The organism is Mesorhizobium sp. B1-1-6, from assembly GCF_006443035.1.
Lineage (GTDB): Bacteria > Pseudomonadota > Alphaproteobacteria > Rhizobiales > Rhizobiaceae > Mesorhizobium.
The window spans coordinates 38,184-54,978 of sequence record NZ_VFWR01000006.1 but is presented as its reverse complement, the minus strand read 5'-3'; the positions used below and the strand labels follow the sequence as shown (position 1 = coordinate 54,978).

The window sequence follows — 16,795 nt, the reverse complement described above, 5'->3', positions numbered from 1 at the left end:
AACCTTGCCTGGCGCTAATCCGGGTCGATATTCGGAATGGGAAGCTCGCTCAGGTCGTCATCATAGTTGGCTGCCGGCCCGACGCTGACGCTATCGTTGGTGCGGATGTCGGCGCTGAGGCCGAGGGTTCGCCCGACAGGACACAGGTCGGCGGCCTGCATCAGCTGGGCCCGTTGATCTTTGCTCAGGTTTCCTTCGAGCGCGATGGATCGCTCGAACACGTCGCGCTCTCCCTCTTCACCGTGGTGATACGACACGGCCACCTCGAGGTGGGACAGAGGGAATTTGCGCCTTTGCGCTTGGAATCGTATCGTCATCGCTGTGCATGCAGCGAGCGAAGCGCTCAGTAATTCGTATGGATTCGCACCAGCCGCCCCGCCGTTCACGGCGCCGATCGAGAACTCCGATGCACCGGCACGCCCGTTGAGTGCATCGGCGCTATTTAGATCGCCCGCTACCACAGCCTGTGGGCCGGGGGTGCCACCACTGCCTGAATGCGTCATCCTGCTCTCCTTTCAGATCCTGACAGGACCCCTGGTGAGCCCGTCACAGACACTTCTCATTCACTTCAAGCGCTTGCCGCCATCTCGCGAGATCGGTAGTCGTTGGTGCACGTTTCTTCTCCGGCAGTGCCGTGCCGAACGCTCAAGGGACAGATCCTCCCGTTGCAGGCGGTCAGGAGTGCGGACTGTCTCCGCGTGTGGCGTCCGCATAATATTGTGGCGCCTCGCGCCGATCGTATTTCCCATAGTCCCGCACGATGCGAACCGTCCGGATTCTCGCCTTGTCGTTCGGCGCAGAAGCGTCCTCGTAGGCTTGCGCGGCCGCGGCGTCCTTCCAAGTTATCAGGAGGATCAACTCGCCGGGTGTGAGGACGGCGTCGAAGATGTCCCACGACGTGCTATCGGCGGCGAAGGGATTCAGGCCGAGCCATTCAGCGCAATCGTATGGATTGTTGGTCTGCTTCCACTGTGCAGGTCGAGAGGCGTTGATCAGTGTCACGGTCGTTCCCTCGCCGACCTCCGTCTCGTCGAGCCTCTGTTCCGTAAGGGCGTACCCTTCCGGGAGGTGATTGTCGGCGGTGACTTGGCCAACGCGCAGGCGATAGTCGGCTAGGATTTCGTCGCGGCCTTTCTGCTGGAGCTCGTGGTGATGTATGCGGGTGCGCCAACGAACCAGCGACTTCTCGTCTCGCCAGTTCGACAGTGAAAGGATCCAGCCTTCACGAATCAGGCTCTTGTAACGGATGTTGTCGACGAAGCCTTCTTCTTGCTCCAGTTCGGGACGCAGCTTCTCGGCATTGTCGAGGTAGTCGTCCCTTTTGTCAGTGTTTGGGAGAACTTCGAAAATTACTGAAAACATGGCCGTATCCCGTTTCTATAACCCGTGACGCTGTTGATTTCGATTTCGAAGTGACCCGACCCGTGCCATGACACGGCGTTGACGAAGGTTCCAGCCGATGGCGATCGAGATGGATAATGGCCGGCAACAACTAAGCTGGAGCCTTCCAACCGCAAATAAGAGGATCGAGCTTTGCCGGTTGGGCTGGTAGCCCTTGCAGTCGAATTTGATAAATTCACCGTACGCATGAGTAGGCTCTCTAAACCTCTCGTTTAGGTTGCGTTTTCGCATGGGTTGGACGCGGCCGATTATCCCGCTGACTGCGGCATCTCGCCTGATGCGGAGCGGTCGTACGCGAGAAGAAGCGCTTTTCAGGCACCGTAGCGTTCGGTCTTGATCAACCCGGGCTCCAACTCCAGTGCGAGAGCGGCATCCGCCGCGATGTTGACGAAGGGATTTGACCCACACACGAAGACAGCGCCAGGCGAGGCGGGCAGCCTCCTCGTCACATCGGCGACCATTTCCGCGTCGATTCTCCTGCTGAAATCCTTGCCACGCTTTGCCGGCTCGCGGGTCAGCGCCAAGGCAAAGGCGAAATCGGGCAGCGAACTCTCGAGTCCGAGGAGCTCATCCCTGAACAGGACGTCGTTCCAGGTCCGCGAGGAAAGCAACAGTGCGACCGGGACATGCTCACCGCTTGCTTTTCTATGCCGGATCATGGCCATAAGCGGTACCACGCCGGAGCCGGCGCCAATCAAAAGCACAGGCTTCTCGGTCGGCCCGGGCCAAAGAAAATGCCCGCCAAGTGGTCCGCGAAGCTCGATCGTATCGCCGACCTGAGCGACATCGTGGAAAAACGGCGAGACCTCACCATCCGCGAGGCGCTCGATGGCGAGTTCGATCACGTCCGAACCGTCCGGGGCGGAAGCGATCGAGTAGCTGCGCATAGCCGTGTAGCCGTCGGGCGCAGTCAAGCGGACATCAACGTGTTGGCCGGCCTTGTAGTCGAACGATTTCGCGAGGCGGAAGCAATAGCTCTTGATGGTTGGCGTTCTCGCGACAATCTCGACAATCGCGCAGCTCTGCCAACGCGCTGTGGCCGAAAACGCATCAGTCATTCGTATAGCGCTGCTCACGCCATGGGTCGCCATACACGTGGTAACCGCGCAGCTCCCAGAAACCGGGCTCGTCCCGTTGGGTGAACTGAAGTCCGTTCACCCACTTCGCCGATTTCCAGAAATAGAGATGAGGCACAAGCAGGCGCGCCGGCCCTCCGTGATCGCGCGGAAGCGGCTGCCCTTCATATTTAAGCGCGACCATCGCCTTGCCCGTCGCAAGGTCCGCGAGGGGCACGTTGGTTGAGTATCCGTCGTAGCAATGCGCGAGCGCGAAAGAAGTCGGAGCGCCAAGACCGGCGTCGGCGAGAATGTCGTCGATGGCCACGCCCTCCCATGCCGTATTGAGCTTCGACCACGACGTCACGCAGTGGATGTCTCTCGTCATCTTGGTTTTTGGAAGGGAATTGAATTCCGACCAATTCCAGACCTTGACCGGACGAGGTCCGACCTTGAGCGTGAAAGTCCAGTCCCCGGTTTCGATGCGCGGCGTGGGGCCGGCGGTGAGCACCGGAAAATTATCGACGAGATGCTGTCCCGGGGGGATCCGGTCCGATAGGTCCGATCCGGATTGCGGGCCTGTGAAACCACGAGTGACCATGGCGGATTTCCTCTGTCCTTGGTAAACATACGCCGGTCCGCACAAAACGCTAAACTGTCGTGGGCCGGGCGCGAATGCATGGGCGAGAATGAAACGGGCCGCGCCGAAAGAGAAATGACCTCGCGCCATGGAGTCGATAGCCGCGCGTTATGATGATCGTCCCGAAGCTGCGTCGACCCCACATCTGCCTGACGTGGACTGCTCCAGCAGCTCAGTCAGCATCCTGACGGCCTCCGTTAGCTCAAGGACCTCGCGCTCCCGCAGTTGGTCGATCTTCTCATGCAACAGCTCGATTTCGAGCTCCGCCTTCACATTGATGCGGTAATCATTCTCGGCCGCTTTGCGATCGATATCCCGTTGCCTGTTCTGGCTCATCATGATGATTGGCGCGGCATAAGCCGCTTGGAACGAAAGCGCGAGGTTGAGAAGAATAAACGGATAAGGATCCCAGCCCCTGATTGCGCCGAGGATGTTGGCGGCGATCCAGACGAACAGGATCAGGCTCTGAATGATGATGAAGGTCCACGATCCCATCACGGTGGCGACCGCGTCCGCGATCCGTTGCCCTAGCGACATGCCCGCGACGGCCGTCGGCTCATCCATGTCCTGAAGGCGAAGTGAGCGGCGCGCTTGCCTGAGATCAGCGAGCAGGTCGCGCTCGGCTTCTTCCATGCCGTCCTGATCTTCTAGCTTCTCGTTCACGCTGCCAATACCATTTCGCTCGAATGCACGGCCGACACCGCCGGGCGTTCCCGATGTTTGATTATCGCGTCGTTCAGCCGCGCGTCGCCGTGAGCGTTATGTTTCGGAAGAGGCAGGGTAAAGGTATTGTATCAATAACTGCCGGGAATGCCGTGAAGCACCGGCACCTGCAGCGATCCTAGGCAGCACGAAGTTCTTTGAGAAGGAAGTCTGTAAATACTCGCGCGGCAGGCTTGACGGCCTTTCCGCTGACGAAGAGCGCATTCACCTCCATCGAGCCGAAATCCCAGTCGGCCAGCACACGAAGGAGCCTGCCGGTCTCAAGTTCCGGGCGCACGCTGTTTTCGCTCGACGCCGCGATACCCAGCCCGGCCACCGCGCTTGCGACGGCCACTTCGTTGGTGGTGATGTCCAGTTGGCTGTCGACACGCACGGTGGTGATACGGCCGGCCTTGCGGAAGGAGAACGTCGGGGAGGGATGGGCCGGACTGATGATCACCGAGTGGTGAGCGAGGTCCGACGGCATCGTCGGGGCGCCGCGCTTCCGCAAGTATTCCGGGGATGCGGTGAGTATTCTCGGCTGATGAATGAGCTTGCGCGCGGTCGCGCTCGAATCGGGGAGGGGGCCGAACTGGAATGACACGTCGAGCCCTTCGGTCACGAGGTCCGGGTACCGGTCAGTCACCCGAAGCTCGACCTTCAGTGCCGGATGCTGCTCCACAAATGCGGGAAGGCGTGGGATGATTTCCCTAAGCGCAAGGCTTATTGGTGTGCCGATGCGGAGAGAGCCGCGCAACTCTCCCGTTCCGCGCGCTTCGTGGTCGGCCTCGTCGAGTGCCCCCAGGATGGCCTCCACGCGCATCAGATAGGTGGCTCCGGCTTCCGTCAGCGTCACCGCTCGTGTCGTGCGGCTGAAGAGCGTCGCGCCAACCTCCTCCTCGAGCGCGGCGATCAGCCGGGATGCCGAGGGCTGCGACAGACCGAGCTCGCGACCGGCACGAGAAAAGTTGCCGACGCGCGCGGCCCGGACAAATAATCTCAGTGCTGATAGTCGGTCGCCCATCGCTCGGTACGCTCGCACCGCGCTAGCCGAAGGCCTGGATGTAGGCGGACGCAGTTTCGGTCGATTCGACCATGGTAGCGACCGCCGCGGCCAGGCCGGCGATCCAAAATCCTCGGCGCCCGTCTGAAGCGAAAACTGCAAGTTGCGCTATCGAGCGTGGCTTTCCAAGCATTCGTCGGTCTCCTCGGCGGCTCCGTTCATTTTACAAGAAAATAGCGCCTATCGACTTTATGTATAATCGTACATTTGCGAGACATTGTCTCTCAAAAAATGAGAGACGATTGCTTTCGTGCACATCATGTGGCTATCGGTACCGCCAGCCAACGGAGTGTGAACCATGGCGGTGGGGTCCACGGCATCGCCGCGCATCTGGACACAGCACAAGATTGTCTCGGCGAAATCGCCAGGATGAAGGTGCGGCCGCGGCGCAACGGCGAGACAAGCTCACCATTTCGAATGCTACTGCCTGGGTGTGTCCGATCGCATGGCTTGGACGATCGGACACCGTGGCCGATCCTTTCGCAGCATCGCCAGCGTCATCATCTCGGCGATCGTCTCGCTTGTGACGAGACCGACCAGCTTGCCGGCGCCGTCGACAACACCAACGGTCGCGGCGGAATTCTCATGCATCAACTTCAACGCCTGCTCCAAGGTGGCGCGACTGGACACAGTGAGAACCGGTGAAGCGGACAAGGCGTCAGATACGCGCGCGTCGGTCCCCGCCTGTTTCACAAATTGAAGGGTGTTGGCGCGATCGAGCACGCCGACAAGACTACCTCTGACGTCGACAACCGGGAAAACCCGCTGCGAGGTTTGCAAGACGAGGTTTACGGCTTCCTCGATGTGGGCGTCGGGTTTCAGAGTGACGAAGTGACTCTGCATTGCCTGGCTTACGGGCACGCCGCGCGAGACAGCGCGCAGGGCGACCGAATGTGCTTCCGACGCGGCGGCCAGATAAACGAACACAGCGATAAAGACGAGGATCGGGTTATGGAAGAGTCCGATGAAGCCGAGCACGAAGGCCGTGAACTGGCCAATTGCCGCGGCGCGTTCGGTCGCGCGCACGTACCCCATCCGGCTCGCGAGCGCTGCACGCAGCACACGACCACCGTCCATCGGGAAGGCGGGAATGAGATTGAACAGCGCGAGAAACAGGTTGAGCGTGGCCAGCCGATCCACAATAGGGATCTGCATGTTGTCGATGCCCATCGCGGCGCTTGCGTGCGGCTCCGCATGCGCGAAGGCGATCAGGGCGCCCGCGATCACCACATTCACCGCAGGGCCGGCGATCGCGATGAGGAATTCCTGCCACGGCTCCTCGGGAATGCGCTCGAGCTGAGCGACACCGCCGATCGGCAGCAACGTCACGTAAGGTGTCGCAACCCCAAAAGCCCTGGCGGCAAAGATATGCCCGAATTCGTGGAGCAACACGCACAAGAAAAGGAGCACGACAAAGAGCAGGCTGCTCCAGGCGATGGTTGCGCCGCCCGCGGTATAGCTCGCGAAGAAGATCCACGCGAGAAACAGAACGAATGTGATGTGCAGGCGAACGGTGGTTCCCGCGACCCTTCCAATATTCAGCGACCAGGACATATAAGCCTCACTCGATCAATTCTGCTGTCATTGCGCACGCGCTTCCCGCACTACTTCGTTGCCGTCCAATCGACGAGCAGGGTGTCCCTGCGGCGAGCAGCCAAGACCGTCTTTGCATTGATATGGGTGGAAGCATCCAAGCCCCGGCGCTCAACGCCGCGGGCCCGCTCGGGTTTCAGCGACGTCTCGGACAAACCGGTTGAGGTTGATATCGAAACCATCCTGAAGGACCACCCCGTCAGGCCCGATGGCAACAAACCATGGCGTACCACCGGTCCGGAAGTTCTCCATCGTGGAGGGATAGGCGCCGAGCGGCGAACGCCCATCATATCCGAAGGGAATCCGGAGGCTGTAGCGCTGCTGGTCCACCTGCAGCGTGTCGCGAGTGTTCACGGAGTCACCTTCGAAGACCGTCTGGACTGCGGCGAAGCCGACATCCTTCATGCGCGGATCATTGACCAATGCCTGCAAGGCCGGGAAGCCGCGCGAGTGGCAACCGGGGCACCAGTGCTGGTAAAAAAAGAGAAGCCTGTGCCGGTCACCGAGCTCCTTCAGGGTCAGCGGCGGGCGCGCAATTCCATCCGCGTCAATCCAATAAGGAACCGCGAGTTCAGGGGCACGTCGTCCTGCGATGCTCTGAGTCATGATTATTCTCGCAATTCTTATTGCGGCGGCTGCATGCCCTTCAATTCGCCTGACCGCGCTCGCGCATAATCGTTATTGTCGTGCAAGCCGCTGGTAAAGCTATGGTCTCCATAACCCCCCGTAATGCCGCGACCGTCGCGAGAACAACGGACGGCAACGTCTCGGCCGTTGTGGGTCGGCTCGCAAAGAGCCATACGCGGAGCCTGGCCGAGCGCGGCCTATAAGCAACCCGCGCGCCCGCGTTCATTCCGATAACAGACGGCTATCAACTCCATGGCGAGAGGTGATTTTCCTTTAGGCCGCAGTGAACTCACTCTTCGACCAATCGTCGGCCCCTCGCTTACGGGCTGTAGTCGGCGTTCCATCGAACGATCGCAGGCCAGGAGGCTCGGAATGCAGATCAATGAGACAAGTGAATCGCGCCCTCGCACCCTCGACAGCGAGCGGCTGGAGGACATTGTCGTATTGGGCGACCGCGCCGGCCTTGCACTCGGCGTTCAGCCTGCGTTCAGTGCGAGAGACCTGGTCGCTGATGGCGACAATAACGGCACCTTCGCATCCAGGTGCGTGGAGATTCCCGTCATCGGGGCCAATGGCGAAGTGTCAGGTGTCTTGTGCCACACCAGTTGGTACGATACGCGCGGTATGAGCGCACTTCGCCCGCAGCAGGAGATGCACACCACGGGGGATCCAGCGCGGTTCATCGTTCACGACATCAATAACGTTCTGGCCGTGATCGCCAGCGGGTTGCGGCTCATCGAGCGTCAGGGCAGTGCCGAGCACCGACGGGCCATCGTCTCCAGATTGCAGGACGCTATCACGAGAGGTGCGATGCTCAGTCGCCAGTTTCTCGACACGGCGCGGCAGCAGTGCAACGCAAGCGACGGGTCGGTGGCAGGCAGTCGGCTTGCGGCGATGGCTGGAACGCTCGATCGCGCGTTGCACCCAGACGTCGCGGTCCGAACCGCAATCGATTCCGACCTATGGGCCATCAATGCCGACTGCGAAGAGTTATATTACGCTTTGCTGAATCTTTGCCGGAACTCGGCCGATGCGATGCCGAAGGGCGGCACAATTACCATTTTGGCGCGGAACGTCGAAGCGACCGCCGGATCGGCGGCGGGGTTCGTCGAGATCGCCGTGGTCGACGACGGAATCGGTATGCCACAAGACGTTCTCTCGAAGGCGGCCATCCGGTACTTCACCACAAAGCCCGTTGGGAGCGGATCCGGTCTAGGCCTTTACCAGGTCTACCGCTTCGCGGAGGGACGAGGCGGCGCGATCCGCATAGAAAGTGAACCAGGAGTCGGCACGGCGGTGAGGATCGTTTTACCTCGAGTGGCGGCATCCGCGCTCCCCATTAGCGGCGTTGCCGAGATTGCCTACACGCCGTCGCCCGATGGCGGCGTATTCCACGTCGTCGACCCGCGACTGCAATACCGACGTCTTAGTCGGCAGGAATGGTTCGGCGATGCAGCTCACGTCCCCGCCCGGCCGTCTCGATCGTCCGGTCGACCACAAGACGGAACACGTGCTTGGCCCTAGCGACGCCGAGATTACGCTTGTCGAGTATGGCAGCTATGCCTGCCCACACTGCAGGGCGGCCAATGAGCGTATCGCGCAGGCGCGGGATCAGCTTGGCGATCGCGTGTGCTACGCCTTCCGACATAGGCCACTGACGGACAACAACCTTTCTTTCAGAGCCGCCGTGCTCGCGGAACTCGCGCCTACACGGGATGCATTCTGGGCCGCGCACATCAAGCTGATGACGAGATCAATGCAGCTTACCGAGGAAGATCTCCTCGCGGTGGCTGCCGACCTCGGCGTGGACCCGAATTTTGCGGACAACGACACTTCGCGGCATGCAAGGACAAGGGTAGAGGCAGATATCGCAAGCTCCCGCGCAAGCGGCGTGAGGTTCACGCCCACCTTCTACATCAACCAGCGGCGCTACGACGGGCCGTGGGACGAGAGCTCTCTCGTCGACGCGATGCTTGGCACCCTCGGCCACCGCGTCCGTACGGCCGCCCTTGATTTCGCGAGCTGGGGCCCTTCCGCCGGCATTCTGCTGGTGCTTGCGACTGTCGCGGCAATCGTTTTGACGAACTCGCCGATCGGACCGGCATTCATGGCGTTCTGGCGGCAAGAGCTCGGCCTGAGCGTGGGTGAGATATCCTTTCGGATGTCGATCCTCCATTGGGTCAACGACGGCTTGCTGACGTTGTTCTTCCTCGTCGTGGGACTGGAAGTGAAGCGCGAAATGACGGTCGGCCACCTGGCAAGCCGATCATCGGCCGCACTTCCCATCTCGGCCGCTATCGGTGGCATGATCGCGCCCGCGCTTCTGTATGCGCTGGTCATTCCCGCAGGGGCGTGGTCGCACGGTTGGGGCGTTCCGATGGCGACCGATACCGCGTTCGCGGTGGCCTTAATTGCCGTGATGGGAGCTCGTGTCCCCGTCGAGCTGCGCATCTTTCTCACTGCGGCCGCTATCGTGGACGACATAGGTGCGATCATCGTCGTCGCATTGTTCTACTCCACCGACATCCACCCGGGCTACCTGGCCGCCGCTGGCGTGGTGGTCGTCGGGCTGGCCCTATTGAGCCGGGCAAAGGTCTATATTCTCTCGCCTTACATTCTGATGGGCGTCGCGCTGTGGGCTTTCGTTTACGCCGGCGGCCTTCACGCGACGCTCGCTGGCGTAGTGCTGGCGATGTTCATCCCGACACGTCCGCCCGCCGACCTGGAGGCTCTGATGATGCAAGCGAGCACCATCATCGGGTCCGAAGCCCGGCATGAGGGAGAGGTTCTAAGGCACGGCCCCTCCACCCCCGCCCTACACGCGCTCGACGCCATCTACGACAGGCTAGAGTCGCCCGCCGACCGCTTGCTGCGGCACGCCGGTGCGCGATCGAGCTATGTGGTCCTCCCGATCTTCGCCCTCGTGAATGCGGGAGTAGCAATCAACCCGAGTGTCTTCGTTGGACATAGTCGGCTCATGGCCGCGATCGTAATCGGCCTTGCCGTAGGCAAGCCGGTCGGCGTCTTTCTCGCGGCGGTAGCCGCAGTTCGCACGGGCATAGCCGCCAAGCCATCAGGGTATACGTGGCGGCAGTTGGCTGGAGCGGGAGCACTCGCGGGCATCGGTTTCACGATGTCGCTCTTTATTGCGGGCCAAGCGTTTCCAGACGCCACTGCATTCTCGGCCGCCAAGATCGCCGTTTTCGCGGCGTCGGTTCTTTCGGCTGTCATGGGAACCATTCTGCTTTGGGGCGCGTCCCACCAAGAGCTCAACGAAGAGGTACCGCAGGACGCTTCCGAGCACGGCTCATGCCCCAAACGTTTACGCTGCATAGCGAACAGGAGGTTTCTAGATGATCCTACCGACAGGTACGACGATAGCAGTTGCTGATGGTGAGACGGTCCGGCTGTTCCACAATACCGGCGTGAAACCTGGAGTGCATTTGGTCGAGATAACGGAGGCACCGCCCGCGCCCCATAACTCCGGGTCTGGCGCGCGCCATCACAACGGATCGAACAATCACGATGGCAGGCGGCTCGCCGAGGACGATTTCGCGGCTGCGACGGCCGCGTTCCTGAACAAGCTCAGCCTCGACGGTACGATAGAGCACCTCGTCATCGTATCGGATCCCAGGACCTTGGGCGAGATGCGAAAGCACTTCGATCGCGGCCTGAAAAGCAAAATCATAAGTGAGCTCGCGAAGGACTTCAGCCGGCGTTCGCTAGAGGACATCGCCTCACTGATCGCGAGCGCCTGAAGCATTGATCCGAAAGGCGGAGGCATAGAGTAGCTCAGTCATAATCGCGATGAATAACTCAAAGTTGCCGACAACGGCTACTGCTCGCGAGCGACCTGAACCAGAGTTCCCCAGGGTAAATAGCGGCCATGCGGGAGGAAAGACCGGCAATGCGAAAAAGCAAGAGCACGTCTGATGCGGCTTCGCCTCCGGTGACAAGGCGAAAAACGCGTGACGTCGCGGACCTGCTTCATAGCGCCACGGAATACCTGATCGCGACTGGGCAGGCCGAGCGCGCGCTCAAGGCAGGCAACAGTGCGCCGTCCTTTCGACTGCCGGGCCACGATGGCGTTGAGGTCGCCTCGGAAACACTGCTCCGGCATGGGCCGATGCTAGTTACTTTCTACACCGGGTTGTGGTTTCCCGCATGCAATCGCGACCTGCAAGCATTCGAGTCCCTTCGCCCGTCGATCGAAGCGCGTGGCGCGTCACTCGTGGGCATCTCCCAGCAGACCGTCGCCGAGAACGCAAAAGCACACGCGCAATTGAAGCTCGGCTTTCCGATTCTTTCAGATCGAGGCGGTCGCGTTGGCCAGCTCTTCGGCGTGCGATGGCGCATACCTGAATTGCTCCGAGACCTTCACAGGAAGAATGATATCGACCTCCCCGTTTTCAACGGCGACCAAAGCTGGACGTTGCCGATACCGTCCCGCTTCATCGTCGATAGGGCAGGGCTTATTGCCTTCTCGGAGATCAACCCCGGGCAGTCCAGTCGTTCTCCACCACGTGACGCGTTACCGGTGCTGGATCATCTGCGCCATCCGCATGCTGCATAGGCCGCGAAGAAGAAAGTCCCGAGTTGCGAAAGCGTTGCCTCGGCTCCGCGTGATCGAAATCATACGACACGACGCACAATGAGAGCTGGCAGGCGGGTCACGCCAAACCTGAATCTGGTCGTCTGGGGAAGGGAGCACCAAGCCGCCCATCGCCTTTGATAGCACGCAAGAAACCGCGATCTCAGGCGGGCGTGGGAGCGTATCGACCGTCGAATGTTGCCCCGCTAATCGGGTCAGTGAACCTCACTCCTACAGCCTTTCCGTCGGAACCGGCTATCCAGAACACATCGTATGTGGTGTATACCGACGGCGGCCAGAACGACTGGAACCTCCCGTCATTGTCCACTTTCCATTCTCCCGACGACCGACCTCCGGCGTCCGTGTAAACGGTGCGTCCGTCCGAGTAGAACTCCTGTGTTGCGCCGTCCTCATACGCAAATGGTGCTCGTGTCACCGCGATGGCGATGTCGGCTCGGTCAATACGATCGCCGTCTTTGACAGCAGAACCTTCGATATCGGACATGTCGTTCTCCTATTGAAATGGAGTTTTGTTGACGGCTCGTTTCCAAGCCCCAGCTTGCCATCAGCGAATGGCTCCCCGGGATTACACATGAACGAGAGTTGTATCTTGGCGGGATGGATCGATGCTTCCAACTACCGCCGGGCATGGTTTTCATAGCGATTGGCAATTAGGGATTTCGATGAACTGCCTCTTTGTCTGCGCGGTAGCGCACCGCCTAGGGGATGATGACGCTTCGCGAAGGAAGACATTTACACAGCGAAGCAACCAGCTGAAATCACTGAGCCGAGCGACAAGCGTTCCCGAATGCGTCTTCCTCATCGCAGTCGAGATCGGAAGCGAGGCGCGCAGCGGCATCGGTTTATGGATCGACTATTATAACCGGCGACCCACACTCGATTTCTGGCGGTAGGACACCCAACGAGGTCTATGCTACGTCAGAAATGGGAGCAACTGGCCGCGCAGAAACCAACCCGATCCATCTTAGTCAAGCCGCCAAGCTGTCTCATCAGGCGGGCCTACCTCACAGACCACTTCAATTCCCGTCTGTTATGAAATCCATACAATGGTTTCATTCGCTTGGAGCGTCAACTTCTGGCGAAACCTAAATGCGCCGAAGAGAACGCAGTTTTCGAGCTGGCGCAGACACACTTTGCATAAGAACTCCCGCAAACTAGAAGGACACCTACTAATGAATCTGAGACCCATTCTGTTCGGAGCATTGGCTTTCTCAACGCTTGGAGGCGGGGCATTGGCAGGCGCTCTCGACTCGCCAGCGATGATGCAGCCGTTTTTTACTGATTCAGCAATGAAAACGATGAAGCCGAAGGCTGCGTTCGAGGCCGCTTGGAAAAACATGGCAAAGAGTGATCAGGACGCGATGATGAAAGAGTGTCAGGACGCCGCTATGAGCAAACCTTACGCGGAATTTTGCGCGAACCTAAAACCCTTAGGCGGCGCAAACCACTAGGGCCGAAGCCACTGATTAGCGGCGGGCCTCGTGCCCGTCGCCCATGATTCGACCATGCGGGCCCGGGCCGAGATCGCGCATGTAAATGCAGTGTGAATGCCGAACTGACCAGCCAACGCTGCGTCGATTGGTCGGTAACTTTACGGTGCCGTCTCGTCTCATCCGTATGGGAGAACGTTGTCATGCCCGAAAAGTCCGTTCGGAACTTCAATATAAACTTCGGTCCGCAGCATCCGGCAGCTCACGGCGTGTTGCGCCTGGTGCTCGAACTGGACGGCGAACTCGTCACCCGCGTCGATCCGCACATCGGGCTCCTGCATCGCGGCACGGAGAAACTGATCGAGCACAAGACTTATCTTCAGGCCGTGCCCTATCTCGACCGGCTCGACTATGTCGCGCCAATGAATCAGGAGCATGCGTTCGCGCTGGCAGTCGAGCGGCTCCTGGACATCGACGTGCCGATCCGAGGGCAGCTGATCCGCGTCCTCTATTCCGAAATCGGCAGAATACTGAGCCATCTCCTCAACATCACGACACAGGCTCTCGATATCGGTGCGCTTACGCCTCCGCTTTGGGGTTTTATCGAACGCGAGAAGCTGATGGTTTTCTATGAGCGCGCTTCCGGGTCACGGATGCACGCTGCCTATTTCCGTCCGGGTGGCGTACACCAGGATCTGCCCGAACGGCTGATCGAGGACATTGGCAACTGGATTGACCCGTTTCTTGTCACAGTTGCAAATCTCGACGAGCTTTTGACCCCCAACCGCATCTTCAAGCAGCGCAATGCCGATATAGGTGTCGTCGCGTTGGACGATGCTTGGGCGTGGGGCTTCTCGGGCGTTATGGTGCGCGGCTCGGGCGCAGCCTGGGACCTCCGGAAATCGCAGCCTTACGAATGCTACGCAGAGATGGATTTCGACATCCCCATCGGAAAGAATGGCGACTGTTACGATCGCTATCTAATCCGGATGGAAGAAATGCGTCAATCCGCAAAGATCATCCGCCAGTGCGTCGACCGCCTTCTGGGCAAAGAGCGCATTGGTCCGGTGTCAACGGAGGACGGCAAGGTTGTGCCGCCGAAACGGGCCGCAATGAAAAGGGCGATGGAAGCCTTGATCCATCATTTCAAGCTCTACACTGAAGGCTATCATGTGCCCGCCGGCGAGGTTTATGCGGCAGTCGAGGCTCCGAAGGGCGAGTTCGGCGTCTATCTCGTCTCCGACGGCACCAACAAGCCCTATCGCTGCAAGCTTCGCGCCCCGGGTTTTGCCCATCTCCAGGCGATGGACTTCATTTCCAGGGGCCACATGCTTGCCGACATTTCGGCGGTTCTCGGTTCGCTCGATATCGTATTCGGTGAGGTCGACCGATAAACGACAACATAGCTCATGGATCCGTGTAGTCGCTACAATCAGGCAAGGGTGGCATCCGGCAAATATTGCTCGCGCGTTAGGTCGTAGCGGAAGCTACGCGAAAAGGTACAACGTGGGTCTTCCTCCCACGTCAGATCGCCCTTATGGATGGGCGCCAACCTCGTTGAATCGTCAAAACGCGAGATGCCTCGCGGAAAGTGCGACGCCTCCAACTTAAAATGCAAAACGGGGAGATGCTGTCCGTCCGATTTGTCGGCGCTCAGGACCCCGGCAAAACTGAATTCGGCGGAGCACGCTCCAGCGCGGCGTTTGTAATCTTCTTCGGAAAAGCAGCTGTCGCCTTCGGTATCCAGCGTCCAGCGAGCGATCTCCTTTTCGCCGCGCGCCACCGTAAAGACGCTAGGCTCCGCCCTCTCGACGCAGATCCTCAACATCGTTACATGCGAGTTCGTGATCGCCGGTGGGCGAAAGCGGTTCGAAGCCCGGATGGGGGGCGGTGTCGCCGCTGCGAGTAGCAGAAGCGCGGTCAAAGGCAGCGATCATTGCCTGTTCCTGCGTGTCATCGAAGCGCGCCTCTCATCATGGCGCATACCGCCGATTTGAGAGGCAGCCTGGGGGCTGTTGTCCTTCGGAGATGTGAGCGCAGGCGGGGAGGGGTTGATGCTTGCCGATCTCAAGCACGACTGGCAAGCCGACGAAGACAACCGCCATGATCGACAGCAAAAGCCCATCGACCGGTCCCGATGACCGCAGCCTCGACCCGAAACCGTATCGACGCAGCATCGTGCCGAGCAAAAGGTCCCCCCGCTGAGGATCATGGCCGAGACGATCTCAGATCGTTCGGGGCTGAAGATCAGTTGCCCTCCATAATCGTCTAGATAGTGCCATAGCGCCAACGCGCCGAGGACGATCGGCAGTGCTCCGTCCACGGTCCACGCTAAGCCGAAGCCGGGGAGCCGCAGCAGTGCGGTGACAAGCACGCCGCACAGCGAAATCACCCAGAGCAACCCGTCCGGCGGCGCGCTCATCGCTCCGCCGAGGAGTGTCCGCTTACGTCGATAGGCCTCAGTGAATAGCTCGTCCACACGTAGAGCTGAACGATGATTCCGGCGACGACCACCGCGCCCACTGTGCGATAGACTCGTCTCAGAAATCGGACGATCAATCCGATACCTGGCTGAGAAGCGGGGTCTGAGGATTTTGAATCAACAAGGATCATTCTCTCACACTGCTTCGGACGGCGAGCTAGGTCCAGTTCCTGGCGATCCAAAGCAGGTTCAAGTTGGACGGCAAAAAGCATTGTCCGATCGACCTCGTAACGCCAGTTGCCATCTTCGGTCTTGCGGCGTTTTCGTTCAGGTCGATCTGCGAGTAGGCGCATTGCATCGCTTCGTTGCTGCGATCGCTCGCTCGCAGGTCGCATCTCAAACTTGAACCTACCCTTCTTAAATTGCCTGTGGCGGCGATGTAGAAATGTCGCCAGCTCTGCAAAGAAGAAATGTCGCATTGGCCGTTCCAAAGGGCAGGGTGCAGCAAGTTAGAAATGCGACAGTGGCGCGCTTCCTGGCGCCGACTTGAGCGCCCGATCGGGCGTCAGCCGAGGTTTGCGGCTGAGTTGCGTAGTCAGTCAGTCTCGACCGCGCACGTGTCCAATATCGAAGGCCTGGGACCGCTATAACGCGCGGCTATTAATTTCATGGCGTGACGTCATTTCTCCTTTGCCGCCCGCGATCCCATGCTGATGGACGTGAGCGACAATTGTTCATCGCTACTGCGATACCCAAGCAAAGGTCATGATTAGGAGGCCACAAATGGCAGTCAAAAAACCAGTTCTGACACCGCCGCAGGGCGGCGAGACAATGACCGCCAGCGGCGGTTCGAAAATCGAGATCAAAGTGGAAAGCGGCCAGTCCGGCGGCGACTATAGCGCGGTCCTGTGGACGGTGCGCGCCGGAGAGGAGCCTCCGATGCATACCCATTCGCGCGAGGACGAGTTGGTCTATGTCGTGGAGGGAAAGCTCATCGCGACGGTCGGCGATACCCGCGTCGAGGTCGGCCCTGGCGCCTACGCCGCACTTCCACGTGGCGTGCCGCATACGATCGAGATTGTCGGCGACCAGGCGGTCCTGCTGGCCACTTACGTGCCGGGAGGCTTGGAGCGCATGTTGGTTCCCCGAAAAGGTGAGAAGCCGGATCCGGCCGCGTTCGGCATAACGTTCCCGTAGAGGACATGGGCAGCGGCGCGCCGTTGATGACTTTGCGGTCTCACGGCGCCGCT

At 59.9% G+C, this 16,795-nt stretch carries 18 protein-coding genes and 1 pseudogene; 8 read left to right on the top strand and 11 right to left on the bottom strand.

Translation table 11 applies throughout. The features are described from left to right. Positions 1 to 14: 14 nt before the first annotated feature. From FJ979_RS13535 to FJ979_RS13500, 8 genes are all read right to left on the bottom strand, one after another. Positions 15 to 503, bottom strand: a complete 489-nt coding sequence (locus tag FJ979_RS13535) for an OsmC family protein (RefSeq protein WP_140581434.1) — start codon at positions 501 to 503, stop codon at positions 15 to 17. A 172-nt stretch (positions 504 to 675) separates the two neighbouring features. Continuing rightward, complete coding sequence (locus FJ979_RS13530; protein ID WP_140581431.1) at positions 676 to 1,362, bottom strand: antibiotic biosynthesis monooxygenase; 687 nt, start codon at positions 1,360 to 1,362, stop codon at positions 676 to 678. Between the two features lie 350 nt (positions 1,363 to 1,712). Next, positions 1,713 to 2,459: a ferredoxin reductase gene (locus FJ979_RS13525; RefSeq protein ID WP_181171894.1), complete on the bottom strand. Its 747-nt coding sequence runs from the start codon at positions 2,457 to 2,459 to the stop codon at positions 1,713 to 1,715. Further along, entirely contained in the window at positions 2,452 to 3,057 is a 606-nt protein-coding gene (locus FJ979_RS13520) for a sulfite oxidase-like oxidoreductase (protein WP_140581428.1), read from the bottom strand. Before FJ979_RS13520 ends, FJ979_RS13525 begins: the two co-directional genes overlap by 8 nt. Before the next feature lie 147 nt (positions 3,058 to 3,204). Further along, the gene (locus FJ979_RS13515; protein ID WP_140581425.1) at positions 3,205 to 3,759 is read right to left on the bottom strand and encodes a DUF1003 domain-containing protein; all 555 of its coding nucleotides are present in this window, start codon (positions 3,757 to 3,759) and stop codon (positions 3,205 to 3,207) included. Positions 3,760 to 3,937: 178 nt separating this feature from the next. Then, positions 3,938 to 4,822, bottom strand: a complete 885-nt coding sequence (locus FJ979_RS13510; protein ID WP_140581423.1) for a LysR family transcriptional regulator — start codon at positions 4,820 to 4,822, stop codon at positions 3,938 to 3,940. A 459-nt stretch (positions 4,823 to 5,281) separates the two neighbouring features. Beyond that, positions 5,282 to 6,415, bottom strand: coding sequence for a site-2 protease family protein (locus tag FJ979_RS13505; RefSeq protein WP_140581420.1), 1,134 nt, complete (start codon positions 6,413 to 6,415; stop codon positions 5,282 to 5,284). 150 nt (positions 6,416 to 6,565) lie between these two features. Continuing rightward, complete coding sequence (locus tag FJ979_RS13500; protein ID WP_140581417.1) at positions 6,566 to 7,060, bottom strand: redoxin domain-containing protein; 495 nt, start codon at positions 7,058 to 7,060, stop codon at positions 6,566 to 6,568. Positions 7,061 to 7,453: 393 nt separating this feature from the next. On the opposite strand from FJ979_RS13500, the gene FJ979_RS13495 reads away from it, so the two are divergent. From FJ979_RS13495 to FJ979_RS13480, 4 genes are all read left to right on the top strand, one after another. After that, on the top strand, positions 7,454 to 8,605 hold the full coding sequence (locus tag FJ979_RS13495) for an ATP-binding protein (protein WP_246679308.1): 1,152 nt from the start codon (positions 7,454 to 7,456) through the stop codon (positions 8,603 to 8,605). Then, a complete protein-coding gene (nhaA, locus tag FJ979_RS13490) occupies positions 8,532 to 10,472 on the top strand; it encodes a Na+/H+ antiporter NhaA (protein WP_140581414.1) in 1,941 nt (646 codons plus the stop codon). The genes FJ979_RS13495 and nhaA overlap by 74 nt, the downstream gene beginning before the upstream one ends. Continuing rightward, positions 10,435 to 10,839, top strand: coding sequence for a host attachment protein (locus tag FJ979_RS13485; protein ID WP_140581412.1), 405 nt, complete (start codon positions 10,435 to 10,437; stop codon positions 10,837 to 10,839). Before nhaA ends, FJ979_RS13485 begins: the two co-directional genes overlap by 38 nt. A gap of 149 nt (positions 10,840 to 10,988) precedes the next feature. Further along, entirely contained in the window at positions 10,989 to 11,654 is a 666-nt protein-coding gene (locus FJ979_RS13480) for a peroxiredoxin-like family protein (RefSeq protein WP_140581409.1), read from the top strand. Positions 11,655 to 11,835: 181 nt separating this feature from the next. On the opposite strand, the gene FJ979_RS13475 is transcribed toward FJ979_RS13480, so the two are convergent. Then, a complete protein-coding gene (locus FJ979_RS13475) occupies positions 11,836 to 12,177 on the bottom strand; it encodes a hypothetical protein (RefSeq protein WP_210239509.1) in 342 nt (113 codons plus the stop codon). Positions 12,178 to 12,478: 301 nt separating this feature from the next. On the opposite strand from FJ979_RS13475, the pseudogene FJ979_RS13470 reads away from it, so the two are divergent. The 3 genes and pseudogenes from FJ979_RS13470 to FJ979_RS13460 form a co-directional block, all read left to right on the top strand. Next, positions 12,479 to 12,605, top strand: a pseudogene (locus FJ979_RS13470) (IS3 family transposase); the annotation flags it as partial. Between the two features lie 260 nt (positions 12,606 to 12,865). Then, on the top strand, positions 12,866 to 13,144 hold the full coding sequence (locus tag FJ979_RS13465; protein WP_140581406.1) for a hypothetical protein: 279 nt from the start codon (positions 12,866 to 12,868) through the stop codon (positions 13,142 to 13,144). A gap of 182 nt (positions 13,145 to 13,326) precedes the next feature. Continuing rightward, entirely contained in the window at positions 13,327 to 14,517 is a 1,191-nt protein-coding gene (locus FJ979_RS13460; protein WP_140581404.1) for an NADH-quinone oxidoreductase subunit D, read from the top strand. A gap of 38 nt (positions 14,518 to 14,555) precedes the next feature. Here the strand turns inward: FJ979_RS13460 and FJ979_RS13455 are convergent, their stop codons facing one another. Next, on the bottom strand, positions 14,556 to 14,906 hold the full coding sequence (locus FJ979_RS13455) for a hypothetical protein (protein WP_140581401.1): 351 nt from the start codon (positions 14,904 to 14,906) through the stop codon (positions 14,556 to 14,558). Positions 14,907 to 15,541: 635 nt separating this feature from the next. Next, on the bottom strand, positions 15,542 to 16,024 hold the full coding sequence (locus FJ979_RS13450; RefSeq protein WP_140581398.1) for a hypothetical protein: 483 nt from the start codon (positions 16,022 to 16,024) through the stop codon (positions 15,542 to 15,544). A 304-nt stretch (positions 16,025 to 16,328) separates the two neighbouring features. On the opposite strand from FJ979_RS13450, the gene FJ979_RS13445 reads away from it, so the two are divergent. Continuing rightward, positions 16,329 to 16,742 (top strand): cupin domain-containing protein, encoded by a 414-nt coding sequence (locus tag FJ979_RS13445; RefSeq protein ID WP_140581395.1) that lies wholly within the window; start codon positions 16,329 to 16,331, stop codon positions 16,740 to 16,742. Positions 16,743 to 16,795: the final 53 nt, after the last annotated feature.